The sequence below is a fragment of the Qipengyuania citrea genome, from assembly GCF_009828015.1.
GTDB lineage: Bacteria > Pseudomonadota > Alphaproteobacteria > Sphingomonadales > Sphingomonadaceae > Qipengyuania > Qipengyuania citrea.
Window position 1 is genome coordinate 306,950 of record NZ_WTYG01000003.1, and the last position, 24,111, is coordinate 331,060.

25 protein-coding genes are annotated in these 24,111 nt (G+C 64.2%); 10 read left to right on the top strand and 15 right to left on the bottom strand.

Annotated features, from left to right (window positions below; genetic code table 11):
• The first annotated feature begins 6 nt into the window (after window positions 1-6).
• On the top strand, window positions 7-774 hold the full coding sequence (locus GRI55_RS11620; RefSeq protein ID WP_063506989.1) for a precorrin-2 dehydrogenase/sirohydrochlorin ferrochelatase family protein: 768 nt from the start codon (window positions 7-9) through the stop codon (window positions 772-774).
• Here the strand turns inward: GRI55_RS11620 and GRI55_RS11625 are convergent.
• The gene (locus GRI55_RS11625) at window positions 771-1,742 is read right to left on the bottom strand and encodes a helix-turn-helix domain-containing protein (protein WP_160767261.1); all 972 of its coding nucleotides are present in this window, start codon (window positions 1,740-1,742) and stop codon (window positions 771-773) included. The two genes, GRI55_RS11620 and GRI55_RS11625, sit on opposite strands and share 4 nt — an antisense overlap.
• A 124-nt stretch (window positions 1,743-1,866) precedes the next feature.
• Between GRI55_RS11625 and GRI55_RS11630 the strand changes: the two genes are divergently transcribed.
• Window positions 1,867-2,439 (top strand): RNA polymerase sigma factor, encoded by a 573-nt coding sequence (locus GRI55_RS11630; protein ID WP_160767262.1) that lies wholly within the window; start codon window positions 1,867-1,869, stop codon window positions 2,437-2,439.
• Window positions 2,436-2,810 (top strand): DUF6768 family protein, encoded by a 375-nt coding sequence (locus GRI55_RS11635; protein ID WP_063506991.1) that lies wholly within the window; start codon window positions 2,436-2,438, stop codon window positions 2,808-2,810. Before GRI55_RS11630 ends, GRI55_RS11635 begins: the two co-directional genes overlap by 4 nt.
• Here GRI55_RS11635 and GRI55_RS11640 read toward each other — a convergent pair.
• Window positions 2,807-3,310 (bottom strand): L,D-transpeptidase family protein, encoded by a 504-nt coding sequence (locus GRI55_RS11640; protein WP_160767263.1) that lies wholly within the window; start codon window positions 3,308-3,310, stop codon window positions 2,807-2,809. The genes GRI55_RS11635 and GRI55_RS11640 overlap by 4 nt on opposite strands.
• Before the next feature lie 29 nt (window positions 3,311-3,339).
• Window positions 3,340-4,629 (bottom strand): adenylosuccinate synthase, encoded by a 1,290-nt coding sequence (locus tag GRI55_RS11645; RefSeq protein ID WP_063506993.1) that lies wholly within the window; start codon window positions 4,627-4,629, stop codon window positions 3,340-3,342.
• Between the two features lie 125 nt (window positions 4,630-4,754).
• On the opposite strand from GRI55_RS11645, the gene GRI55_RS11650 reads away from it, so the two are divergent.
• Genes GRI55_RS11650 through GRI55_RS11660 form a run of 3 tightly spaced genes read left to right on the top strand, consistent with a single transcriptional unit; the run spans window position 4,755 to window position 7,174 of the window.
• Window positions 4,755-5,573 carry an aldo/keto reductase gene (locus tag GRI55_RS11650; protein ID WP_160767264.1) on the top strand — a complete coding sequence of 273 codons (819 nt, stop codon included), beginning with the start codon at window positions 4,755-4,757 and terminating at the stop codon, window positions 5,571-5,573.
• Between the two features lie 52 nt (window positions 5,574-5,625).
• Window positions 5,626-6,576, top strand: a complete 951-nt coding sequence (gene trhO, locus GRI55_RS11655) for an oxygen-dependent tRNA uridine(34) hydroxylase TrhO (protein WP_160767322.1) — start codon at window positions 5,626-5,628, stop codon at window positions 6,574-6,576.
• Window positions 6,569-7,174: a glutathione S-transferase gene (locus tag GRI55_RS11660; RefSeq protein WP_160767265.1), complete on the top strand. Its 606-nt coding sequence runs from the start codon at window positions 6,569-6,571 to the stop codon at window positions 7,172-7,174. The genes trhO and GRI55_RS11660 overlap by 8 nt, the downstream gene beginning before the upstream one ends.
• Here the strand turns inward: GRI55_RS11660 and GRI55_RS11665 are convergent.
• The 3 genes from GRI55_RS11665 to GRI55_RS11675 all read right to left on the bottom strand — a co-directional run bounded on the left by GRI55_RS11665 (window position 7,171) and on the right by GRI55_RS11675 (window position 11,149).
• Window positions 7,171-8,283 (bottom strand): ATP phosphoribosyltransferase regulatory subunit, encoded by a 1,113-nt coding sequence (locus GRI55_RS11665; protein WP_160767266.1) that lies wholly within the window; start codon window positions 8,281-8,283, stop codon window positions 7,171-7,173. The two genes, GRI55_RS11660 and GRI55_RS11665, sit on opposite strands and share 4 nt — an antisense overlap.
• A gap of 28 nt (window positions 8,284-8,311) precedes the next feature.
• A complete protein-coding gene (serA, locus tag GRI55_RS11670; RefSeq protein WP_160767267.1) occupies window positions 8,312-9,895 on the bottom strand; it encodes a phosphoglycerate dehydrogenase in 1,584 nt (527 codons plus the stop codon).
• Window positions 9,896-9,991: 96 nt separating this feature from the next.
• Window positions 9,992-11,149 carry a phosphoserine transaminase gene (locus tag GRI55_RS11675; protein ID WP_063506996.1) on the bottom strand — a complete coding sequence of 386 codons (1,158 nt, stop codon included), beginning with the start codon at window positions 11,147-11,149 and terminating at the stop codon, window positions 9,992-9,994.
• A gap of 235 nt (window positions 11,150-11,384) precedes the next feature.
• Between GRI55_RS11675 and GRI55_RS11680 the strand changes: the two genes are divergently transcribed.
• Window positions 11,385-12,557 carry a glycosyltransferase family 4 protein gene (locus tag GRI55_RS11680; protein WP_160767268.1) on the top strand — a complete coding sequence of 391 codons (1,173 nt, stop codon included), beginning with the start codon at window positions 11,385-11,387 and terminating at the stop codon, window positions 12,555-12,557.
• Here GRI55_RS11680 and GRI55_RS11685 read toward each other — a convergent pair.
• Together GRI55_RS11685 and GRI55_RS11690 are read right to left on the bottom strand one after the other, a co-directional pair.
• On the bottom strand, window positions 12,554-12,976 hold the full coding sequence (locus GRI55_RS11685) for a hypothetical protein (RefSeq protein WP_237452501.1): 423 nt from the start codon (window positions 12,974-12,976) through the stop codon (window positions 12,554-12,556). The two genes, GRI55_RS11680 and GRI55_RS11685, sit on opposite strands and share 4 nt — an antisense overlap.
• 73 nt (window positions 12,977-13,049) lie before the next feature.
• The gene (locus tag GRI55_RS11690) at window positions 13,050-13,670 is read right to left on the bottom strand and encodes a PadR family transcriptional regulator (RefSeq protein WP_237452502.1); all 621 of its coding nucleotides are present in this window, start codon (window positions 13,668-13,670) and stop codon (window positions 13,050-13,052) included.
• A 105-nt stretch (window positions 13,671-13,775) separates the two neighbouring features.
• Here GRI55_RS11690 and GRI55_RS11695 point away from each other — a divergent pair, with 105 nt between their 5' ends.
• Both GRI55_RS11695 and GRI55_RS11700 read left to right on the top strand, forming a co-directional pair.
• Window positions 13,776-15,098, top strand: a complete 1,323-nt coding sequence (locus GRI55_RS11695) for a replication-associated recombination protein A (RefSeq protein WP_160767270.1) — start codon at window positions 13,776-13,778, stop codon at window positions 15,096-15,098.
• A complete protein-coding gene (locus tag GRI55_RS11700; protein WP_160767271.1) occupies window positions 15,085-15,963 on the top strand; it encodes a hypothetical protein in 879 nt (292 codons plus the stop codon). Before GRI55_RS11695 ends, GRI55_RS11700 begins: the two co-directional genes overlap by 14 nt.
• Here the strand turns inward: GRI55_RS11700 and GRI55_RS11705 are convergent.
• The 4 genes from GRI55_RS11705 to GRI55_RS11720 form a co-directional block, all read right to left on the bottom strand.
• Window positions 15,960-16,901: a glutaminase gene (locus tag GRI55_RS11705; protein WP_160767272.1), complete on the bottom strand. Its 942-nt coding sequence runs from the start codon at window positions 16,899-16,901 to the stop codon at window positions 15,960-15,962. The genes GRI55_RS11700 and GRI55_RS11705 overlap by 4 nt on opposite strands.
• A 151-nt stretch (window positions 16,902-17,052) precedes the next feature.
• A complete protein-coding gene (locus tag GRI55_RS11710) occupies window positions 17,053-17,931 on the bottom strand; it encodes a hypothetical protein (RefSeq protein ID WP_228135226.1) in 879 nt (292 codons plus the stop codon).
• Window positions 17,932-18,094: 163 nt separating this feature from the next.
• Complete coding sequence (locus GRI55_RS11715; RefSeq protein WP_050599875.1) at window positions 18,095-18,835, bottom strand: Bax inhibitor-1/YccA family protein; 741 nt, start codon at window positions 18,833-18,835, stop codon at window positions 18,095-18,097.
• 132 nt (window positions 18,836-18,967) lie between these two features.
• The gene (locus GRI55_RS11720) at window positions 18,968-19,471 is read right to left on the bottom strand and encodes a type III secretion system chaperone family protein (protein ID WP_063506248.1); all 504 of its coding nucleotides are present in this window, start codon (window positions 19,469-19,471) and stop codon (window positions 18,968-18,970) included.
• Window positions 19,472-19,750: 279 nt separating this feature from the next.
• On the opposite strand from GRI55_RS11720, the gene GRI55_RS11725 reads away from it, so the two are divergent.
• The gene (locus tag GRI55_RS11725) at window positions 19,751-20,179 is read left to right on the top strand and encodes a hypothetical protein (protein WP_160767273.1); all 429 of its coding nucleotides are present in this window, start codon (window positions 19,751-19,753) and stop codon (window positions 20,177-20,179) included.
• Window positions 20,180-20,229: 50 nt separating this feature from the next.
• Here the strand turns inward: GRI55_RS11725 and GRI55_RS11730 are convergent, their stop codons facing one another.
• From GRI55_RS11730 to GRI55_RS11740, 3 genes are all read right to left on the bottom strand, one after another.
• The gene (locus tag GRI55_RS11730) at window positions 20,230-20,619 is read right to left on the bottom strand and encodes a hypothetical protein (RefSeq protein WP_157052089.1); all 390 of its coding nucleotides are present in this window, start codon (window positions 20,617-20,619) and stop codon (window positions 20,230-20,232) included.
• The gene (locus GRI55_RS11735; protein ID WP_160767274.1) at window positions 20,616-21,806 is read right to left on the bottom strand and encodes a hypothetical protein; all 1,191 of its coding nucleotides are present in this window, start codon (window positions 21,804-21,806) and stop codon (window positions 20,616-20,618) included. The genes GRI55_RS11730 and GRI55_RS11735 overlap by 4 nt, the downstream gene beginning before the upstream one ends.
• Before the next feature lie 80 nt (window positions 21,807-21,886).
• Window positions 21,887-24,106, bottom strand: a complete 2,220-nt coding sequence (locus GRI55_RS11740; RefSeq protein ID WP_160767275.1) for a GumC family protein — start codon at window positions 24,104-24,106, stop codon at window positions 21,887-21,889.
• Between the last annotated feature and the right edge of the window lie 5 nt (window positions 24,107-24,111).

A 24,111-nucleotide genomic window follows, 5' to 3' on the forward strand; every position in this document is an offset into this window, starting at 1 on the left:
GTCGCGATGCATAGCCTGCCGCTCTTCCACCGGATCGCCGGCGCGCGTGTTGTCGTTGTCGGCGAAGGCGAAATGGCGGCGGCCAAGGCGCGGCTGGTGGAACGCGCAGGGGGCATCCCCTGCCCCGAGACAGAAGCGCATTACGCCAGGCTGGCATTCGTGGCGCTGGAAGACGGACATGCCGCCCAGACCGCCGCGCTGCGCCTCAAGCGCATGGGCTTGCTGGTCAACGTGGCGGACCGTCCCGAACTGTGCGATTTCACGCTCCCCAGCGTGCTCGACCGCGACCCTGTGCTGGTCGCAGTAAGCACCGGCGGCGCATCGGCCGGATTGGCGAAACACCTGCGGCTGCGGCTCGAAGCCATCCTGCCGCAATCGCTGGGCGCGCTGGCGAGCGGGCTGAGCGCCGCGCGCGACCGGATCCGGGCGCGCTATCCCGATGGCGATACGCGCCGCCGTGCGATCGACGCCGCGCTGCAGGAAGGCGGCCGGCTCGACCCGTTCGAACCCGCGAGTGCCGAGGGTGTCGACGGCTGGCTCGATCGGACCCGGGCTGACGATGGGGCGCAGGTCGTCGACGTCACGCTTGCCAGCGACGATCCGGAGGACCTGACGATCCGCCAGGCGCGCGCGCTGGGCCGCGCCGACACTGTGCTGCACGACCCGCAGGTTCCCGAGACCATCCTGATCCGCGCCCGCGCCGACGCCGCCCGCGCGCCCCTTCCCGCAGAGACACCCGCAAGCGGCCTCACGGTCATCCTGCGACGCAGCTAGACCACCGCTAGGTCGGTGACGCCGATTTCACTGAAATAACGGGCCAGCGCGTCGGCCGTGTTTTCGGACAGCGCGATATAGGCGCGGCGGCGGTCGTGCGGGTCGGACACGCGGACCAGCAGGTCGGCATCGACCATCTGCCCGATCCAGCGCAATGCCGTGGTTGCCGGGACCCCGGCGGCGATGCAGAGCGACGTAACCGAAACCTGCTGGCGTTCGGCGCGTGCTGCGGCGAGATCGAGCAGAATATCCCACGCCGGATCGGCGAACAGGTCGGCGTCGAAATGGCGCATGCGCGCTTGGCGGGCCTTGATGATCCGCCGCAGCACGGCCGCTTCGGGCAGGCGCGGCCGCTGTTCCTCTTCGCGCGCGGACCGCTGGTCTTCGCCCTGCGCCCGCCATGCCTGCGCGGGGGATTCGAAGCGGAAGGCGCCCCCGCCCTCGCGCTGCCCGGGCGAAAGTTTCTCCAGCCGTTCGGCGATCCGGCCGACCTGTTCGGTCAGTCGCAACAGCATCAGCCGGTCCTCTTCGCCCATTTCGCGCAGCCGCAGGTTGGGCACGCGCGCCAGCACGCGGCCGATCGCGATGATCCGTTCGGCGCGGCCCGGATCGACCAGGATCTGCGGGGCCGAGAGCGAAAAGCAGCCGAACACGCTATCGAGCGCGGCCATGGTGGTCGATACCACCAACTGCGCGCCGGCCTTTCCCCCGCGCATGTCGAGCCGCGAGAGCAGCGCCAGCGCATCCGCGCTCGCTACCGCGCAATCGACCATCACGAGATCGCCCAGCGCCGCGAGCGGCCCCTGCGCATATTCTTCGAGGCTGCAGCATTCGCGCACCCGGAAACCCGCCGCGAGCGCATCTTCGCGCATTTCCGCGCGGATATGGTCGCGGTCGGCCAGGACGGTGACCGACAGCTGGCATCCGGCAGCATCGCGCACCGGCTCGTAATCGAAATTGGCTTGCATCGACTCGCGCTCCTTCACTGCAGATGTAGAACATGGTGAGAACAAAAGCGGATCAGGTCAAGAAGCGGGGTACAAATCGCGCGCACGACTGAACCATTCGCGCGGCTGCTGCGACTATCCCCATGTGACTAGCAGCAAGACCGCTCCTCCCCCACCGGCCCAATCGGAAGCCGGTCGGCGCTATGACGAATGGCTCGTCACGCTGGTGCAAGCGGGTGACCGCGAAGCCGGAGAACGGCTGGCCCGGCGCTGGCACCCGCGGCTCCTGCGTACCGCGCGGCGCCTGCTCGGCGGCACCGACAGCGCGCTGGTTGCGGTGCAGGACAGCTGGATCGCGATCCTGCGCGGGATCGGCGGCCTGCGCGACCCCGCCCGCTTCGCACCCTGGGCCTTCGGGATCCTCCGGCGGCGCTGCGCGGACCGGGTGCGATCGGCGCAGCGCGAGCGCCGCCATCAAGGCACAGGCGACGCCGCGCTGGTGGCAATCGCCGCCGCGGCTTCGGAGGGCACGGCCATCCGCCAGGCCTTTGCCGCGCTGCCGGCGGACCAGCGGCTCGCCGCGCAATTGTTCTTCGGCGAGGGGCTGACGCTCGCCGAAATCGCCGAGGTCCAGGCCGTACCGCTGGGTACGGCCAAGACCCGCCTGTTCCATGCCCGCCGCAAGCTGAAGGCGGCTCTATCCGGAGACGACCCATGACCGACACAGATGCCCGTATTCGCAGCGCGCTCGACGCGGACGACAGGGAATTCCTCGCCAGCCTCGGGCCCGATCGCGGCATGTTCCGCCAGATCGGCGACAGCATGCATGGTCCGCTCGGTGGATGGATGAAATTCAGCTTCGCGCTGGCCATCGTGATCGGGCTGGCGCTGGCCTATTGCCTGTACCGCGCGCTGACCTTCGACAGCCTCGAAGCGCTGATCGGCTGGGGCCTTACCGGCCTCGCGCTGCTGGTAATGCAGGGTTTCCTCAAGGAATGGATGTTCGCGCGGATGAACATGCTGGCCGTGCTGACCGAGGTCAAACGGCTGCAATTGCAGGTCGCCATGCTGCAGGAAGATCGCGGCTAGGGCCGGATCTCGATTGGCGTGCCGTCGGGCACCAGGCTCCACAATTCGGCGATCTCGGCATTCGACAGCGCGATGCAGCCGTCGGTCCAGTCACCCGGCACGCGCGCATCGTAGGGGAGCCCGTTGGGCTGTCCGTGAATGAAGATCAGCCCGCCCGGCGACCGGCCGCGGCTGCGCGCATAGGCGCGGTCCTGCGCATTGGGATAATCGATGTGCAGGCTGAGGTAATAGCTCGACTGGCGGTTGCCATAGGTGATGGTGTAGCGCCCCTCGGGCGTGCGCTCGTCGCCCTGGAAACGCTTGTGGCCGACCGGCGCATCGCCATATTGCAGGCCCGTATAGCGGCGGATCACGCGGTCGTCCTGATAGACCAGCAGCGTGCGCTCGGACTTGTCGATCAGGATGAAATCCGCCCGTTCCCCAGCCCGGGCCTGCTGCGCCTGCAGCGGCACGGCGCACAGTGCACCGAGCGCTGCGAAAAAGGCGAGGAAAGCGCGCATTACGTAAGCATCCTAGCGCGGATTTCTCATCAATCCATAAACGGATCGCGCATCAGGATCGTATCGTCGCGCTCGGGGCTGGTGGAAACCAGCGCCACCGGCGTTTCGATCAGTTCCTGCACGCGCTGGATGTATTTGACCGCATTGGCGGGCAGGTCAGCATAGCTGCGCGCGCCCGCGGTCGATTCCTGCCAGCCTTCCATGCTTTCGTAAATCGGCTCGACAGCGGCCTGGTCGGCGGCATGGCTGGGGAAATAGTCGTAGACATTGTTCCGCAACCGGTAGCCGGTGCAGATCTTCACCTCGTCGAGACCGTCGAGCACATCGATCTTGGTCAGCGCGATGCCGGTCACGCCGCTGATTGCGCAGGTCTGGCGCACCAGCACGGCATCGAACCAGCCGACCCGGCGCTGGCGCCCGGTAACCGTACCGAATTCATGCCCGCGCTCGCCGATGCCCTTGCCCACCTCGTCATCCAGCTCGGTCGGGAAGGGACCGCTGCCGACGCGGGTGGTGTAGGCCTTGACGATGCCCAGCACGAAGCCGGTGGCGTTGGGGCCCAGCCCGCTGCCTGCCGCGGCCGTGCCACTGACCGTGTTCGAGCTGGTGACGAAGGGATAGGTCCCGTGGTCGATGTCGAGCAGGACGCCCTGCGCGCCTTCGAACAGGATCTTGGCGCCCGCCTTGCGAACCTTCTTCAGCCGTTTCCACACCGGCTGCGCATATTTGAGCACGAAGGGCGCGATCTCGCGCAGTTCGGCGAGCAATTGCTCGCGGTCGACCGGCTCCTGCTCGAACCCAGCGCGCAGGGCATCGTGATGCGCGCACAGCCGGTCGAGCTGCGGTTCGAGCGCGTCGAGATGCGCCAGGTCGCATACGCGGATCGCGCGGCGGCCGACCTTGTCCTCGTAAGCCGGACCGATACCGCGCCCGGTGGTGCCGATCTTGCCCGATCCGGCGGCCGCTTCGCGCAGCCCGTCGAGATCGCGGTGGATCGGCAGGATCAGCGGGCAATTGTCCGCCACCGCGAGGTTGTCGTCATTGATGGTGACGCCCTGCGCTTCGAGTTTCTCGATCTCGGCCTTGAGCGCCCACGGGTCGAGCACCACGCCATTTCCGATCACGCTGAGCGTGCCCGAAACGATACCGCTGGGCAGCAGCGAGAGCTTGTAGGTGGTCCCGTCGATGACCAGTGTGTGGCCGGCATTGTGCCCGCCCTGGAAGCGCACCACGGCATCGGCGCGGCTGGCCAGCCAGTCGACGATCTTGCCCTTGCCCTCATCGCCCCATTGGGCGCCGATCACGGTGACGTTGGCCATTCGATAGTTCTCGCAAATGTAAGGAAATCAAACGCCGCGGGCGTTAGGCTGATCTATGGCACGGGGCAAGGCGAATTGCCGGAAACATGCGCCGTCTGCACCATTGTATGGGCAAAGGAGATTTCATGACCGATTACCCCACGCTTTCGCTGAATGACGACCGCCAGATCCCGCAGCTCGGCTTCGGCACCTACAAGATCGACGAGGACGATGCACCCGAAGCGGTCAAGACCGCGCTCGATGTCGGCTACTGGCTGGTCGACACCGCGGCCATCTACCAGAACGAACGCGGCGTCGGCAAAGGTGTTGGCGACTGGTCCGACATCTTCCTGCAGACCAAGATCTGGAACGAAAGCCAGGGCTACGAGCGGACCAAGAAGGCCGCCGACAAATGCCTCGAACGGTTGGGGCGCGACCATGTCGACATGCTGCTGATCCACTGGCCCTGCCCCGAAAAGAACCTGTTCGTGGAAACGTGGAAAGCGTTCATCGAACTGCGCGACGAAGGCAAGGCAAAGTCGATCGGCGTATCGAACTTCCGCGAGGAGGACCTGCGCCGCATCATCGACGAAACCGGCGTCACGCCCGCGCTCAACCAGATCGAACTGCACCCCACCTTCCAGCAGCGCGAACTGCGCAAGCTGCACGACGAACTGGGCATCGTCACGCAGTGCTGGTCGCCGCTGGGCCAGGGCGCGGGGATCGAAAACGAGACCATTGCCGCCATCGCCGAGGAAACCGGCCAGCCTGCCAGCGCCGTGATCCTGCGCTGGCACATGCAGCATGGCCTGTGCCCGATCCCCAAGGCATCGAGCCGCGATCACATCGAAGCCAATTTTGCAGCGCTCAAGTTCACCCTCACGGACAACCAGATGTCGCGCATCGACGCGCTTGACGATCCCGAAGGCCGGATCGGGCCCGATCCGAGCGATTTCGAAGGGTAATATCGGCGGGGTGCGCCACGGCGGCAAGGCTGCTAATGGCGCACCCGTGACCATGACCGACGACCCCATCCGTATTGCCGCGCTGTACCAGTTTGCGCGTTTCGACGATCCGCGTGCGCTGCGCGCGCCGCTGCTTGCGGTATGCGAAGCGAACGCCGTGCGCGGAACTCTGCTGCTGGCGAAGGAAGGCATCAACGGCACGATCGCCGGAAGTGATAAGGGTGTCGAAGCGGCGCTCGACCATATCCGTGCACTGCCGGGCTGCGCCGAGATCGAGATCAAGGAATCGCGCGCCGCGATCATGCCCTTCCACCGCACCAAGGTGCGGCGGAAGAAAGAGATCGTGACCATGGGCCAGCCCGATCTCGATCCGCTTGCAGGGGTCGGCACCTATGTCGCGCCCGAGGAGTGGAACGCGCTGATTTCGGATCCGGAGACGATCGTGATCGACACGCGCAACGATTACGAAGTGCAGATCGGCACCTTCGAAGGCGCGATCGACCCGCAAACCGCCAGCTTCGGCGAATTTCCCGAATGGTTTCGCGCCAAGCGCGCCGAACTGGAGGCCGAGGGGCGCAAACCCAGAATCGCCATGTTCTGCACCGGCGGGATTCGCTGCGAGAAATCGACCGCCTTCGCGCGCGCCGAGGGGGTGGACGAGGTCTATCATCTCAAGGGCGGCATCCTCAATTACCTGGAACACGTGCCCGAGCAGGACAGCCTGTGGCGCGGCGAATGCTTCGTCTTCGACGAACGGGTCAGCGTCGGCCACGGACTGGCGGCGGGCACCCACGGCCTGTGCCGCGCCTGCCGCAGGCCGCTGAGCGAAGCCGACATGGCGCATGACCATTTCAGGGAGGGCGTGTCCTGCCCGCGTTGTTATGACGAGCGCAGCGACGAGCAGCGCGCGCGTTATGCCGAGCGCAACCGTCAGGCGCGGCTCGCACGCGAACGCGGCGAAGAACACATCGGCCGGCGCGACGAAGCAGAGCGCGATGGCTGAACCGGTCCTCTACAGCTTTCGCCGCTGCCCCTATGCCATGCGCGCGCGCATGGCGCTGCGGATCGGCGGGGCATCCTACGAACACCGCGAGGTCGTCCTGCGCGACAAGCCGGCGGAAATGCTCGAGGTGTCGCCCAAGGGCACGGTGCCGGTGCTGGTTGCCGGACCGGGCGAGGTGATCGAGGAAAGCCGCGACATCATGCGCTGGGCGCTGGCGCGCAGCGATCCCGAAGGCTGGCTCGAGCGCGACGATCCGGAGTTGATCGAAACCAATGACGGGCCGTTCAAGCACCATCTCGACCGCTACAAATACGCCACCCGGTACGACGATGTCGATCCGGCGCAGCATCGCACGGCGGCGCTGGACATCCTGCGCAGGCTGGACGAGCGGCTTTCGCAGTCAGCCTATCTGCGGGGCGAGACGCGCGGCTTTGCCGACATCGCGATATTTCCCTTCATCCGCCAGTTCGCCAACGCCGACCACGACTGGTTCGACGCCCAGCCGCTGCCCCACCTCCAGGCCTGGCTGGCTGGGCTCGTCGGATCCGAACTGTTTACGGGCATCATGGCCAAGCACGCCCAATGGAAGGCCGCCTAGAGCGGTTTGACGTCGCTTTCGTCGAGGACGTGCGAGCAGCCGAGCGCGCGCGGATCGTCGCTGGCCGACACTGCCGCCACCGTGCGCCAGCCGATGGCGCGCAGCCGTGCTGCATTGGCGCGGTCATGGCCCAGCGGCAGGAACAGCGTCTCGCGCCGGTCGGCATTCGCCGCGCCAAGCGCATCGAGCAACGGGTCCATGTAGAGCGAGAAGCCGGTGGCGGCCTCGTCGCTGCCCTTGATCGTATAGGTCCCGCCGCGGCCCAGCGCGCGCCGCGCGCCTTCGCCGTACAGCGTGAAGCCGAACCAGCTCTGGTATTCGAACCCGTGGCGTTCGGTCGGGTCGAGCGTAACCCGCGCGCGGTCGCCGATCGTCGCGGCGATTTCGCGCAAGCCGGCAATCCGGCTGGCAAGCGCGCCGCCCGCATCGATCGCGGCCAGCTTGGCAATCGCCGTGTCGAAAGGCCCGGTGGCGTAAAGCAGCGGAAGATAGGCTTCGCCGCCCGCATCGCGCAGGCCGCCGGCATCCTTGGTGTCGAGCTCGCGCCGGACCGCGTCGCGCTGCTCCGCACCGAGCGGCATGGCTTCTTGCGCCAGCGTATCGACGACGTCGGGGAGCGTGAAATCGATCGAGATATTGGTCACGCCCGCGGCGCTGAGCGCGTCGATCGCCACAGAAACCGCTTCGCTGGCGGCAGCCACGCTGTCGGTGCCGATGAGTTCGGCGCCCATCTGTAGGCGCTGGCGCGCGGGATCGAGCTGGTCGGCGCTGAGCAACGCGACATCGCCGGCATAGCACAACCGCAGCGGACGCGGGGCAGCCGCCATGACGGTCGCGGCGATGCGGCCCACCTGCACCGTGATGTCGCTCCGCAGCGCCAGCGTGCGCAGGCTGTCGGGATCGGTGAAGCGGATCATCCGCCGCGTGGCGACGCCGTCCATCCGCCCGGCCAGCGAATGCTCGAACTCGACGAGCGGGGGCCGCACACGGTCGTAGCCATGCGCATCCATCGCGTCGAGCACGGCGCGCATGGAGGTGGTCATCGTGCGCGCCCGCTCGGGCAGCGCGTCTTCGAGGCCGACGGGCAGGAGGTCGTCTTGGGTAGTCATGATGACGCGCCCCCTGCCCTATCGTTTGTCAGAATGCCAGCGGCATCACGACCTTGACGCCTTCCAGCGCGCAGGCCTGCTCGACCACTTCGGGCGGAATCGGCGCATCGACGCTGAGCAGCACGGTGGCTTCGCCCCCGGCCTGCCGCCGTCCGAGGTGGAAGGTGCCGATATTGATGCCCGACTGCCCGAGCAACGAACCGATCCGGCCGATGAAACCGGGCGCATCTTCGTTGACGATATAGAGCATGTGGCCGTCGAGTTCGGCCTCGATCCGCACGCCGAACAGCTCGACCAGCCGCGGGGCATCGGCTCCGAACAGCGTGCCCGCCACCGAACGGTCGCCCTGGTCGGTGCCCACCGTCACGCGGATCAGCGTGTTGTAGACGCCTTCCTTCTCGTGGCGGATCGAGCGGATGTCGAGCCCGCGTTCCTTCGCCAGATAGGGCGCGTTGACCATGTTCACCGTGTCCGAATACTGGCGCATCAGCCCGGCCAGCACCGCGCCTTCGATCGGCTTGCCCGACAGTTCGGCTGCCGCGCCTTCGCGCTCGATCGAAATCTTGGTCAGATTGCCATGCGCCAGCTGGCCCACCAGGCTGCCGAGGTCTTCGGCCAGACCCATATAGGGGCGCAGCTTGGGTGCTTCCTCGGCGCTGAGGCTGGGCATGTTGAGCGCATTGGTGACGCCGCCGCTGACGAGATAATCCGCCATCTGTTCGGCCACCTGCAGCGCGACATTGACCTGCGCTTCGGTGGTGCTGGCACCGAGGTGCGGCGTACACACGAAGTTGGGCTTGCCGAACAGTGGGCTGTCCTTGGCCGGTTCGCTCTGGAACACGTCGAGCGCGGCCCCGGCAACCTGCCCGCTGTCGAGCGCATCGGCCAGCGCCGCCTCGTCGATCAGGCCACCGCGCGCACAGTTGACGATCCGCACGCCCTGCTTGGCCTTGGCGAGGTTTTCCGCCGACAGGATATTGCGCGTCTCGTCGGTCAGCGGCGTGTGGAGCGTGATGAAATCCGCCTTGGCCAGCAGCGTGTCGAGATCGGCTTTCTCGACCCCGATTTCGACCGCGCGTTCCTCGGTCAGGAAGGGATCGTAGGCGACGACCTTCATGCGCAGGCCCAGCGCGCGGCTGGCGACGATGCTGCCGATATTGCCCGCGCCAATCAGACCGAGCGTCTTGCCGGTCACTTCGACACCCATAAAGTCGTTCTTGGGCCATTCGCCCGCCTGCGTGCGGACATTGGCGGCGGGGATCTGCCGCGCCAGCGCGAACATCATCGCGATGGCGTGTTCGGCCGTGGTGATCGAATTGCCGAACGGCGTGTTCATCACCACCACGCCCTTGCCGCTGGCGTAGGGGATATCGACATTGTCGACGCCGATACCGGCGCGGCCAATGACCTTGAGATTGGTCGCCGCATCGAGGATTTCGGGCGTGACCTTGGTCGCGCTGCGGATGGCGAGGCCATCGTACCGGCCGATCACCGCCTTGAGTTCATCGGGCGTCATGCCCGGTTTCACGTCGACATCGCAGCCGCGCTCTTCGAAAATGCGCGCGGCGTTCGGGTCCATCTTGTCCGAAATAAGGACTTTGGGTTTGTTCATGATTTTTCTCTCGTCATCCCAGCGAAAGCTGGGATCGCTTTCGATTTGGTCGGAGCGAGCGGATAGCGGTCCCAGCTTTCGCTGGGACGACGCCAATTATGCCGCTTTCACCTGTTCGTAGGCCCACTCGATCCACGGCAGGAGACGCTTGAGGTCTTCCTGCTCGACCGTGCCGCCGCACCAGATGCGCAAGGACGGCGGGGCGTCGCGATAGCCGTTGAAATCATAGCCGACGTCGCGGTCCTCGAGCAGCTTGACGATCTTCTTCGGCACCGCTGCCTTCTCGTCATCGGGTAGCTGATCGTACCACTCGCCCTGGAAGACGAAGCACACGCCGGTGTTGGTCCGCTTGGCCGGGTCGGCGACCATGTTGCGCAGCCAGGGGGTCGCCTCGATCCAGTCGAGCACGATCTTGGCATTGGCATCGGCGCGTTCGAACATCGCCTTGCGCCCGCCCATCGCCTGCGCCCATTCGAGCGCGTCGATATAGTCTTCGGTCGCCAGCAGCGAGGGTGTGTTGATCGTCGCGCCCTCGAATATGCCGGTGTTGATCTTGCCGCCCTTCTTGAGGCGGAAGAGCTTGGGCAGCGGCCATTCGGGGTCGTATTCCTCGATCCGCTGCACCGCCTTGGGGCTGAGGATGAGCATGCCGTGCTGCGCTTCGCTGCCCATCACCTTCTGCCAGCTGTAGGTCGTGGCATCGAGCTTGGCCCAGTCCATCTCCATCGCGAAAACGGCGCTGGTGGCATCGTTGATCGTCACGCCTTCGCGGCCCGGGGCCAGCCAGTCGGTGTTCGGGATCTTGGCGCCCGAAGTGGTGCCGTTCCAGGTGAAGACGACGTCGTTGTCCTGCGGGATGCTCGCCAGATCGGGGATTTCGCCGTAATCGGCGTCCATGACCGTAAGTTGCGGCAGCTTGAGCTGCTTGACCGCGTCCTGGATCCAGACATTGCCGAAGCTTTCCCATGCCGCGACGGTCGCCGGGCGATCGGGGCGCAGCATGGTCCACATCGCGCATTCGAGCGCGCCGGTATCCGAGGCCGGCATGATGCCGACGAGGTAATCCTCGGGCACGCCGAGCATTTCCTTCGACAGGTCGATGGCATATTTCAGCCGCGACTTGCCGAGCGCGCTGCGATGCGAGCGCCCGAGCGATTCGGTTTTGAGATTGGCGGCAGACCAGCCCTTGTGTTTGACGGTCGGTCCGGACGAAAAGAAAGGGCGCTCGGGTTTGAGCGTAGGTTCGGCAGTCATGTATTCTCTCCTTGCAGAGAGCTCGCGCGGCGTTGGGACCGCGTGGCCCGCCGCCCGCACTAATGTTGCGCCGCAGCGAGTCAATGTGAAATACCGGTAGTGCGATAAAGTGCAGCTACGACACGACAGGCGACAGCCGCGAAGGCATGATCGTGGAATGCGAAAAATCCCTGCGGTTACAATCACGCTGCAAGCCGATGGACGGCATCGGCCATCTTCCCTAAAGCGCCGCGCAATGGATGTGACCGATCTTCGCATCGCGCTGTTCAGCGGGAACTACAATTACACTCGCGATGGCGCGAACCAGGCGCTCAACCGCCTGGCAGGCTTCCTGCTCAGGCAGGGCGCGGCGCTGCGCGTCTATGCCCCGGTCGTGGCCGAACCCGATTTCCCCGCGACCGGCGACTTGGTCGACATTCCCAACGTCCGCATGCCGGTGAAGGGCCGCGGCGAATACCGCCTGCCGCTGCGCATCGACGACCGCGTGCGCGCCGATCTGGCCGAATTTGCGCCCAATATGGTGCATCTGTCATCGCCCGATCCGGCCGCGCACGGCGCGCTCAAATGGGCGCGCGCGAAGGATATCCCGGTGCTGGCGTCGGTCCATACGCGGTTCGAAACCTACCCGCGCTATTACGGTCTCGGTTTCCTCGAACCGCTAGTCGAAGGCATGCTGCGCCGCTTCTACCAGCGCTGCGATGCGCTGGTGGCGCCATCGCAAAGCCAGATCGCCGAACTCACCGCGCAGGCGATGCATGACGATATTTCGATCTGGTCGCGCGGGGTCGACCGCACGGTCTTCGATCCGTCCAAACGCGATCATGCATGGCGCCGCGCGCACGGCTTGGCCGATGACGATGTGGCAATCGTGTTCCTCGGCCGGCTGGTGATGGAAAAGGGGCTCGACGTCTTTGCCGAAACGATCGTGCAATTGCGCAAGCGCCAGGTCCCGCACAAGGTTCTGGTAATCGGCGACGGGCCCGCGCGCGAATGGTTCGAAAAGGCGTTGCCCGGCGGCATTTTCGCCGGCTTCCAGACCGGCAGGGATCTGGGCAAGGCGCTGGCGAGCGGCGATATCTTCTTCAATCCGTCGATCACCGAGACTTTCGGCAATGTCACGCTGGAGGCAATGGCCTGCGGATTGCCGGTGGTGGCCGCCGGGGCCACCGGTGCGGCGAGCCTGGTCGACGACGGGCGCACGGGCCGTCTGGTCGCGCCGGGCAAGCCCGATGTCTTCGCCCCCGCCTGCGCCGAGGCGCTGGCGCCCTATTGCACCGATGACGACCTGCGCCTGCTGCATGGTGCCAATGGCGAACAGGTCGCGCGCGCCTATACGTGGGACGCGATCAACCAGGCGGTGGTCGACACCTATCTGCGGCTGATCGAAACACGCGCCGCCGCCCGCTAGCGCAGCACGCCTGCTGCGCTCATCCAGCGCGAATACCACAGCGAAAACAGCGTCGAGATCCAGATCGCCGCCATCAGCAGCGGGTTCTGCAGGCTGTCGGGGATCTGCGAGACCAGCAGTTCGAAATAGGTCGTCGCGATCAGCCCCACGGTCGCCACGGCGAACGCGGCGAAGGCCAGCTTGCGGCGCAGCAGCAGAAGGATCGACCCGAGCAGCGCGCCCCACACGCCCAGCGCCCAGGCCGCATCGGCCCAGGCCGGGAAGGTATCGAAATATGCGATCTGTTCGGGCGTCATGCCCAGTTCGGCCAAGCTACCCGTTTGCGTCATCAGGTAGCTGTAACAGCCGATCGCATTGAACAGCAGCGTCGCTATGCCCACCACCCAGAGGTGCCAGGGCGTGTGTGTGGTGTCCGTCATGTCCGAACCCTCCCCCATCGCGACCCGCGGGCGCAGCCTAGCCCGTCTCCCGCGGATCGCCAAATGGCAGGGGTCAGAGCCGCTCGATCTTCTTGGCCAGGTCGTCGACCAGATCGACGATCTCGCGCACCGTGTCCTCGTCCAGCTTTCCCGAACGCGCCCGGTTCTTGAGCACGCTGGCGAGATTGCCGACCGCGCGGAACATTTCGGGCGTGGCATAGGCGCGGCGATGAGTGCCATGACCCGACAGCCGCTCGAACAGCGCCGTCACTTCATCCGCGCGTTCCGCCAGTTCGGACCGCCCCGCATCGGTGGCCTGGTAGGCCTTGCGGGTCTCGTCTCCGGGAGTCGGCGCTATCGCGCCCTCGTCCTCGAGCAGCGACAGCGTCGGATAGATCGTCCCCGGGCTCGGGGCATACGCCCCTTCGGTCAGTTCCTCGATCGCCTTGATCAGCTCATAGCCATGGCGCGGCTCGTCGGCGACGAGCTTGAGCAGCACCAGCCTGAGTTCGCCCGGCCCGAACATGCGCCGGCGGCGTTCGCCCTTGCGCGGGCCGAAATCGAATCCCCAGTCGGAGCCGCCGAAGCGCGCCGATGCACCGAACCCGCTTTGCGCTTCCGCCCCGGCCATCATCGCCGCGATGAACGGCCAGCCGCGCCTGCGCGCGCCGTGGCGCCTGTGTGCCTTGTTCATATCGCTATCCTTGCCTTATCTTCGATAGATCTACGATATATCTTTAAAGGCGCCATGCAAGTCGCCCCTGCAATTTTCCGGCGAACACCCTATGTCAGCCGACCAATGGCCGATCTCTTTCCCGAAGACCTCCCGCACAGCGCAGCGCCGGATACGCCGCGCGAAGATGCACCGCTGGCCGATCGCCTGCGTCCCGCCACCCTCGGCGAAGTGATCGGACAGGATCACCTCACCGGTCCCGAGGGCGCAATCGGCCGGATGGTCGCCGCCGGGCGCCTGTCGAGCATGATCCTGTGGGGCCCGCCGGGTACGGGCAAGACCACCATCGCACGGCTGCTTGCCGACAGCGTGGGCATGCGCTTCGAAAGCGTCAGCGCCGTGTTCAGCGGCGTGGCCGATCTCAAGAAAGCCTTCGCGGCTGCCGACAAGGCTGCGCAGGCCGGCCAGCGCACGCTGTTGTTCGTGGACGAGATTCACCGCTTCAACCGTGCGCAGCAGGATGGCTTCCTGCCGTTCGTCGAACGCGGGACGGTGACGCTGGTCGGCGCGACGACCGAGAATCCCAGCTTCGCCCTCAACGCCGCTCTGCTCAGCCGGACGCAGGTACTGATCCTGCAGCGGCTCGACCGGGAAGCGCTGGGCCTGTTGCTCGACCGCGGCGAAACGCTCGAGGGGCCCTTGCCGCTGACCCCCGAGGCGCGCGATGCGCTGGTCGCCAGCGCCGATGGCGATGGCCGGTTCCTGCTCAACCAGGCCGAAACGCTGTATAACGCCCAGCTCCCCGAACCGCTCGATCCCGCGGCACTGGGGGCATTTCTCCAGCGCCGCGTCGCGGTCTACGACAAGGACCGGGAAGGCCATTACAATCTCATTTCGGCGCTGCACAAGGCGGTCCGCGGGTCCGATGTGCAGGCCTCGCTCTATTACCTCGCGCGCATGCTGACCGCGGGGGAGGAACCGCGGTTCCTCGCACGGCGACTGGTCCGCATGGCGGTGGAGGACATCGGCATGGCCGACCCGCAGGCGCTGGTGCAATGCATGGCCGCCAAGGACGCCTACGAATTTCTCGGCAGTCCCGAAGGCGAACTGGCGCTGGTCCAATCCTGCATCTATCTCGCAACCGCGCCCAAGTCGAACGCCGCCTACAAGGCGCAGAAGGCATCCTTCAGATCGGCGAAGGAAACGGGCAGCCTGATGCCCCCGCAAAACATCCTCAACGCGCCCACCAAGCTGATGAAGGACATCGGCTATGGTTCGGGCTACACCTATGATCACGATGCCGACGAAGGCTTCTCGGGCGACGATTACTGGCCCGAGGAAATGGAGCCGCAAAGCTATTACCAACCGGTCGAACGCGGTTTCGAACGCGAGGTGAAGAAGCGGCTCGATTACTGGGACAAGCTGCGACGCGACCGTGCGCAGCTTTAGGCACTTCCTGGCGATCGACTGGTCGGGCGCAAAAGGGCCGGTACAGAAGGGCATCGCGCTGGCGCTGGCCGATGCCGGTGGGGGCCCGCCCGTGTTGGTCGAACGGGGCCGTGGCTGGTCGCGCGGCGACGTGCTGGCGCTGCTGCGCGAGGACCTGCCCGACGATACGCTGGTCGGGATGGATCTGGGGATTGCGCTGCCCTTCGCCGATTGCGGGGCCTATTTCCCCCGCCGCGACGTGCTGTTGCCCGATGCCCCGTCGCTATGGGCGCTGATCGACGATATCTGCGCCGGCGATCCCAATCTGGGCGCGCAAAGCTTTGTCGACCATCCCGGGTTCGCGCCCTATTTTCGCAATGGCCGGGATACGGGCGTGCATTTCGGTTGCGACGGTGCCGCGCATGGACGCGGGCGTTTCCGAGTCACCGAACAGGCTCAGGCGGAGATGGGCTGCAAGCCCTATTCGAATTTCAACCTCGTCGGTGCGGCGCAGGTGGGCAAGTCCAGCCTGACGGGAATGCGCGTGCTGCACCGGCTGCGCGGGCACCTGCCCGTCTGGCCGGTCGATCCGGATCCGGGACACGGCTCGCTGGTCGTCGAAATCTACACCAGCCTCGCCGCGTTGGAATCCGGGCGCAGCGCGGCAAAGGCCAAGATGCGCAGCTTCGAAGACCTCAATTCCGCGCTGGCCGGACTCGGCAGCCCGCCCGTGGCCGGACGGGGCGCGATCGAGGACCATTCGTCCGACGCACTGCTCACCGCCGCGTGGCTTCGCCGCGTCGCAAGCGATCGGACGCGCTGGGCACCGGCGCGGCTGACGCGGGATATCGCCCGCACCGAAGGCTGGACCTTCGGCGCGCTCTAGCCTTCGGGAAGCGGTCCGCTGAAGACCGACCAGCCGGTCCGCTGGGCAATCTCGGCAAGCGCCCGCGCGCCCAGCAGGCTGGTGCCCGCGCGGTTCAGCCCGGGCGACCACACGGCAATCGCGGCGCGGCCCGGAACGCTGGCGAGAATCCCGCCGCCCACCCCCGATTTGCCCGGGAAGCCGACTTCGAAAGCGAATTGCCCCGAATTGTCGTAATGGCCGCACAGCAGCATCAGCGCATTGATGCGGCGCGCCCGGCTGGCCGAACACATCCGCTGGCCGGTCACCGGGTCGCTGCCATCGAAGGCAAGAAATAGCGCGCTTTCGGCTAGCTGGCGGCAGCTCATCGACAGGGCGCATTGGCGGAAATAGACCGACAGCACCTCTTCCACCGGGTTCAGCAGACGTCCGAAATCGGCGAGGAACCACGCCAGCGCGCGATTGCGTTCGCCCGCCTCGCTCTCGCTGCGCGCCACGTCCTCGTCGAACGTGATCGCCGGGTTGCGGCCCATGCGGCGCAGCCGATCGAGCAGGTCGCGCACCGCTGCGTCGACGCCGCGGTTGCCGATGAACCGGTCCGTCGTCACGATCGCGCCCGAATTGATGAAGGGGTTCCGCGGAATGCCCTTTTCCTTCTCGAGCTGGACGATCGAATTGAAGGCATCGCCCGACGGTTCGCGGCCGACCGCGTCCCATAGCGCCGATCCCTCGCGCTCGAGCGCGAGCGCAAGTGCGAAGACCTTTGAAATCGACTGGATGGAAAAGGCTTCGTCGACATCGCCTGCGGCAGCCACGCGCCCGTCGGGCGTGGCGATGGCTATGCCGAACTTGCGCGGGTCGACCGCTGCCAGCGCGGGGATATAGCGCGCAGGATTGCCGCTGCCGCGATCATCGGCCAGCGCATTCCATGTCTCGGTAACGATTGTCTGCAGGTCCATCGCGGTGCCGATAGGCGCGGCCGGCGCCAGGGGCAAACATTGCTGGCGGTGATGGGCGTAGGCGCGAGCGCAAGGCGGTGCTTGCCAATACGAACGAAGGCGCGCCGTTCACCGGGGAACGGCGCGCCTCGCAGGATCATCTTTGCGGAAACTAGTTCGAATTGTCGTCGCTGGGAATAGGTTGCACGACCGGCAGCGACGAACGCGTTTCGTCGACCGGCGCTACGGGGATCTGCGCCCCTGTATCGGGATCGACAACCTTGGTTTCCTGCAGCGGCGTAGCGGTCAGCGTCGCGGGATCCGAACCCGGCTGCGGCGCCTGGTAGCCATAGGCGTTCTTGACCGCGACGTATCCCGGCTGGGAAGAGCCATAGCGATCGCCGTAGCGCGCATCCCATGCCGCCGATTCCCGCTGGTATTCCTCATAGGCCACGAAGAACCGCTCGAACGGGCCTTCGAACGTCTGGAAGTTGGCCAGCGCAAAGGCAATCGGATCGATCTGTTCGGCCGCCAGATACTGTTGCGACACGCCCAGTGCGGTGCGGCAGAAATCCGCCCGTGCGGGCGGCAGCGCGAAATAGTTGTAGACCATCGTCATCTGGCTTTCGCGCGCCTGGATACCGGCGCGGCGGGCGCCGTGTTCCTGCCGGTATTCGGCATCGATCCGATCGTTCACCCGCTTGAGCGGGCGCGCATGGTCCGAGATATAGCTGCTGTAGGCGTCGAGGATCGGCTGGTACTGCGGATCGAGACAGTTGAGCGCCGCGACATTCCAGGCCGAACGGAAGTGCCACACCTTCTCGTCGTCCGAAATCCCCAGGTGCACAGTCTCGCGCTGGCCGAGCGAGTTCACGCGGGGGATGGTCATCACATAGGATGCCTGGCCCGGGGGCTGCGGACGGATCGGGACCGCTTCCACCACCGGCGGCGGCGGGGGCGGCGGCGGCGGCGGGGTGGCGCAGGCGCCCAGGACGGCGATGCCGGCAGCCACGGCCGCCATGCGAATGGTGATGTTCGAACCGCGGTTCATGACGCGTGACCCTCCTCGGAAAATAAGGCGATCATCCTGCCTCGTCATCGGTTGACGGGGGATGAAGAAAAACTGCCTAGCGTTTGGCAATGGCAAAGAAAATGCCCGGGGCGCTGGTTACGCCCCGGGCACGTTCAAACGATTCCTGTTTGCGACGAATGGTTTATTCGCGGCTGCCCATGAAGCGCAGCAGGAACAGGAACATGTTGATGAAGTCGAGATACAGGCTCAGCGCGCCCATGATCACGGCCTTGCCGGCAAATTCGGTACCGCGCAGGTACTGATATTCGCGCTTCAGGCGCTGCGTGTCATAGGCGGTAAGGCCGGCGAAGATCAGCACGCCGATGAAGCTCACGGCGAGCGTCAGCGTGCTCGACTGCAGGAAGATGTTGATCACGCTGGCGATGATCAGGCCGATCACGCCCATGACCAGGAAAGTTCCCATGCCCTGCAGGTTCTTCTTGGTGGTGTAGCCGAACAGGCTGAGACCGGCGAAGGCCCCTGCCGTGGCGAAGAAGGTCGCGGCGATGCTTTCGCCCGTATAGACGAGGAAGATCGTCGACAGCGACAGGCCCATCACTGTGGCGAAGGCCCAGAACATCAGCTGCAGCGTAGCCTGGCTGAACTTGTTGACGCCGAAGCTCATCGCGAAGACGAAGCCCAGCGGCGCCAGCGCAACGATCCACATCAGCGGACCGCTGGCGAAGGTCAGCGCCAAGCCGCTGCGCGCGGTCAGCATGGCGACCAGTCCGGTCAGCAACACGCCCGAAGCCATATAATTGTAAATCTTGAGCATGTGGGCGCGCAGGCCCGCATCGAAGGTTTCCTGCCTGGCAACGGCGTCGCCAGCGCGTGGCACCGAGCCGAAGCCCTGCCTCTGGTCGGTGTCGTTCCAATTGGCCATGTGTCTGCAACTCCTTTTGGCGGCGCGGTGATACGCGCTGCTCCTGGGAAGAATATCGGCACTTTGGCGCGCGATTTCAAGCGAAACCGGAATTCGCACGGCTAATTCGGATTAACCCCGAACCCCAGCGCCTTACGCCTCTCCGGCGGCATCCACCATTGCCGCTTCGAGCGCTTCTGCCGGCGTGCGCCCGCCCCACAGCACGAACTGGAACGCCGGGTAGAACCGGTCGCATTCCTCGACCGCGATTTCGACCAGCGCCTGCGCCTGGTCGAGACTGAGCATGCCGTCGTCGCCCAGCATCGTGCCATTGCGGTAGAGCAGCACGCCGCCATTCGACCAGATGTCGAAATGGCCAAGCCACATCTGCTCGTTCACCAGGCTGACCAGCTCCTGCGCCTGCGTGCGCTTGTCCTTGCCGATGCGGATGTCGGGCAGGCAGAGGATTTGGAGGACGAGGTCCTCGGGGCGCCAGATGCCGCGCAGCTGGTAATTGGTCCAGCTTCCCTGGATCTCGCCGCACAGCTCGTTCGCCGTCGTCTCGCATGGCCAGCCGCGCGCCCGGAACAGCGCAGCCAGCATGTCGAGCGGCGCTGCGTCCTGATCCGTGTCGTAGCGCTCTTCCGCTGCCCTCATCGAAGCTGTCCCGTGGCCGTCATGGGTACGGAATGCAGAACCGGGACCCGGCTTGGCAATCCGCGCGGCGATCCACGCTGGGGAGAACCGTTAACGCCTGTGCAAAGCCTGTGAACAAGCCGGCACGGCGCGTTAACCATGCGGGTTTGTCACAGCGAACCTCTGGACTGCTTCACAAGTTGCCATGGCGGCACCGAGGTCACGCAAGTTTTTTCTGGCAATGGGCTCGGACCGGTTAGGTCGCTTGGCGGGACCCCAGATTCTTCGTATGGAAGCCGCATGATCCAATCCGTCTTACGTGCCAGCTTGGCTTCCGCTGCGACTTTGATGCTTACCGCTTGCTCTGCTGCGACCGATGTCGAGAAGCAGCAGCCTTCGCAGGCCGAGTTTAGTGCCGAGGACAAACGAGTGGCCCAAGCGCTATCGATCGGTCGCAACGTCGAGCGCGCTGACGCGACGCCCCAATACGAAGCCATGCTCTGCAACCTCGCACTGGAAGCGATTGGTGAGCGGTTGGAGAACACCGATCTGTTAACGTCAGAGCAAATCGAGGTCTTCGAAAAGGCAAAAGCCATTTACCAGAATCGTGCTGGTGTGGGCCTGACGACCGAAGAGCGCGAAAAGACACGGACCGACGTCGAAGCAGCCTATCCCGAAGCAAAAGACCGCGCACGGTTCGCGATGGGGTGTCTGCGAGATCTTGTATGAATGACCTCAATTCTGATCGTAACGGCGACGAACGGATCTAGCGAAGCAGCCTATTGAGGCCCTGCTGTTGGTCGCTGCTTTACCGTCTGTGCGCGGCGCTCCGCACGCTCGAACGGAGCTGTGGCATTGGCCGTGGGATCGTAGTTGCGATCGATCCGGTTCCGAATACGGTTCTGCACGCGGTTTTCGACGCGATTGTTGATACGCCCCAGAGGAGAAACTGCCTCCGGCGTACCACGCTGGATTTGCCGCTGGCCCACCTCACCTACACCAGTATCCGCTGTCCGACCGGTGTCGCCAAGACCATCGTTTTGGTTCTGCGCGGGTTCCTCGGTTTGACGCACATTCGGATCGATCGGCACATTTTGTGCCGCTAAGGGTACGCTCAGCGCCGAAATCGTGAATGCCATGATCTGCTTGGCGGAAGTCAAGTGGTTCACGGTTGGCTCCCTTCCGGCAACTGCACCGGCAACAGTTGCGCCTGTAAGATTTGTCCGGTCACACCCATGATGTCGTCTGACGCACGGGCAACCAAAGACAAGGTTTGGGCGTCACAGTCTTGCGCAACTGTGAACTGCCCAGCAAAACGCCCACCCCGCTCGTCCGAGTTGGGCATTGAGAAACGCCCCATCTCGCGGCCGTCGGAACAGGTAAGCACCCAGTAGGGCCGTGACGTTCGGGGTTGGTCCAAACCTCTGCTGCGGCCCACCAGACGATATTTACCGGCGGGCAACAACTGAGTTTGACTTACCAGCTGGCCGCCCGTGCTAGGTGGAACCGAAAAATCGAGGAGGCCGCCCTTCCCGTCGCGCAAGATTGCAGCCCCAAGCCGGGCGTCGTGACCCACTCTCCAGTCAAACGCCGCTCTATCATTTGCTTGCATGGCAAAGCCGGGATCGCGAGACCGATTGCGTTGCGCCCGAGGATGAAAGCTTTTGTAATATGCCCAAGCATTCTCGAATTTATTCTGCGACACCAAGACATTGACAAGAGCGGAGCCCAGGTCTTCACCCACTTCTAAACCAACCTTCCGTCCTTCGCGGAACAAAGCAACGGCACCTTCCGGCTCAACTCCACTGGTCGCCGCATAGGCGAGGAAGCCGTCACCCCAGACCGGGTCTTTTGCCAAGATCGTCAGCAGGTCCGCGCGAATTCGGGGCTCGGACAACGCCGCTGCAAGCGTGGGGTACAAATCTCCTGCCGCGCTGTTCGATGTACGTAATGCGATGTCGTAATTGCGAAGTGCATCGGCTACGTCGCCTCGATCAACAGCCTTTTCGATCGCCCATATGCGTGGCCGCAGTTCGCGCCGGGATAGTGCGGTAGAATACGAAAATATGCGATCCGCGCGTGCGACTTCGCCACGCAGTTGCGCCTGAAACCCCAACACTGTTAATGCTTCTACCGCGGTGGGATCGGCTAGCAGAGCGCGGCGTGCAAGGTCAGCAGGCTTTGAGTTTGCCTCCATAGTGGGGGCGATCGTGAAAGCTTCCTGCGCGTATTTGGCAGCAATAACTCCGTTACCGGGCGCTATCGCATAGGCGGTCGCTGGGTCCACTTTGGCAATGACATTGGCCAGACTATGCGCTGTACTGAAATAGCCAAAGACAAGAGCGCCGAACGCCAAGCCAATGCGAATGGACCATTCGCGTCTCGAACGCCGAGCAAATTCGGACTTGAGCCCCCGCTTCCGCCTTCGCCGGCCCATCAGGCTGTCTCGGTCTCCACGTCGCGCCCGTAGCCATACCCATACTCGTAGCCATAGCCATAGTGAGCCTTGCGAGCCTCGAACTTGGTCAGCACGGCGCCGCAGATCCGCGTCCGCACCGCAGCGAGGCGGCTGAGAGCGGTCTTCACTTGGCTCGAACGTATCCCATGCGATTCCACCGCATAAATGACGCCGTCAACATGGCCGGCGATGAGCGGAGCGTCCGCAAGCCCCATCACAGGCGGGGAATCGACAACCACATGATCGTAGTTTTCATGAAGATGATCAATCAACTGACGCATCCGGGTGCCGGTCAACAACTCTGCTGCGTTCGGCGGGATCGGGCCAGCGCTCATCGCATCCAGATTAAGGTCATCCATGTGGAAAATGGATGGCTCGTAGTTGTCGTCGCCAGCAAGGAAGTTGCTCACCCCATGATCGTGGCCCACGTTGCCCAAATGGTGGACCGAAGGCGAACGCATGTCCCCATCGATAAGGATGACGCGCTTTCCGGACCGCGCCAACATGGTAGCCAGAGCCAGCGAGGTGGTCGACTTGCCTTCGGCCGGCCGCGTAGAAGTCACCGAGAAAGAGCGGGGAACTCCGCGCTCCGTCGTGAAAGCCAAATTGGTCTGGACAGCAATGTATGCGTCGACCAGTTCCGATTTGCGATCAAGCAAAGCATCGCGGGGCGTTCCACCATCGTCGACTTTGGGTACAGAGCCAAGCAATGGGAGGCCCAACCGGTGCTCAACCTCGGACGGATCCGCGATTGCTTCGTCCAGCTGTTCAAGTGCGAACGCCAAACCAGTGCCAAGGCCAAAGCCTACTAGAAGCGAAATGACGACATTGAGCAGCAACTGAGGACTGGATGGAACCTTTGGCACCGTGGCGGTGTCGATGATAGCCACATTGTTGACGCCAACCCCCGCCGCAACACCGATTTCCTTGAATCGCTGCAATAGACCATCATACAGCGCCCGGTTTGTATCGACCTCCTGCTGAAAGATGTTGTACTGGATTGAACGACGGCGCAGATCGAGGTAGTCGCTTTTGAGTGAGCTGACACGCTGCTGAAGCGCACCTTCGCGAGCAAGCGCCTGCTGGTACTCTGCCTCCACTGAAGCCGATATACGAGCTTCTTCGCGCTCAAGTGCACGGCTAAGTTCATCTATACGCGACTGAAGCGACTGGGCTTGAGGGTAGCCAGGTTCAAACCGTACCATCAACTCCTGGTATTCAGATTCGAGTTCCGCACGCTTCTGCCGCAAACTATTAATGGTGTAATTGCCTAAAGCCTCTGCGGAACTGCCGCTTCCGCCTTCTTGGCGGAAGCGAGCCTCCGCAGCGATTCTATCTGCGGTAGCGTCGTTCAACGCCGCGTTGAGTGCTGCTAGGTTGTCGACGACAATCGAGCGTTCCTGAGTGCTTGAACCATTAACTGCTGACTGAGAGGGCAGATTAATGATTTCTTGATTAGAGGCATATGTGACGAGCTGGCGCTGAGATTCGTCAAGCCTGTCCTTATACTCTGCTAGCTGGCGCTGAAGCGCCTTGCGACCGTATGATGTCGACTGAACCTTGCGTTCAAGGTTGATTTCGATGAAATTCTCCGCCCAAGCGTTCGCAACCTGGGCTGAAAACCGAGCGTCGGGGCTCGTGAAGCTAATATCCACGAGGCGAGACAGACGAGTGGGATCAATGTCGACTTCGTCGAGCAAAATTCTAGCCGCTTCGCGTTGCCGCTGTGCGCGACCTTCTGCAGGATATCGGCCATTGGCAATTTCGAACGCCGGATTATCCGCCCCATCGAAGCGGAACATTTCGAAAAATTCCGGGCGGTCAACCAACCCCAATTCGGCCGCCACGCGCTCTGCCAGTGAACGCGCGCGCAGCAGCCCGTATTGCGTTTGGTAGAACTCCTGATCAGCGACACTCGCTTCGCTCTCAACCCCCTCAATATTCGTGACCTGATCGGCCTCGCGGGAAATCTCGATAGTCGACACGGCCGTATATTGCGGCGTCATGAGTAGCGTAAACACAACACCCAATAAGACGGAAGCCAAAACCGCCCCAGCAATTACCCACCGCCATCTCCGAGCGACACGTAGATACTGCCCCAAAATGGACGGCCCGCTGTTGACCGCCCCGATGAAGTTGGGTGAACGAGGTTCATCGACCTGCTGCTCGCGATCGGAATAAGAAGAAAGAATATTCATTGCTC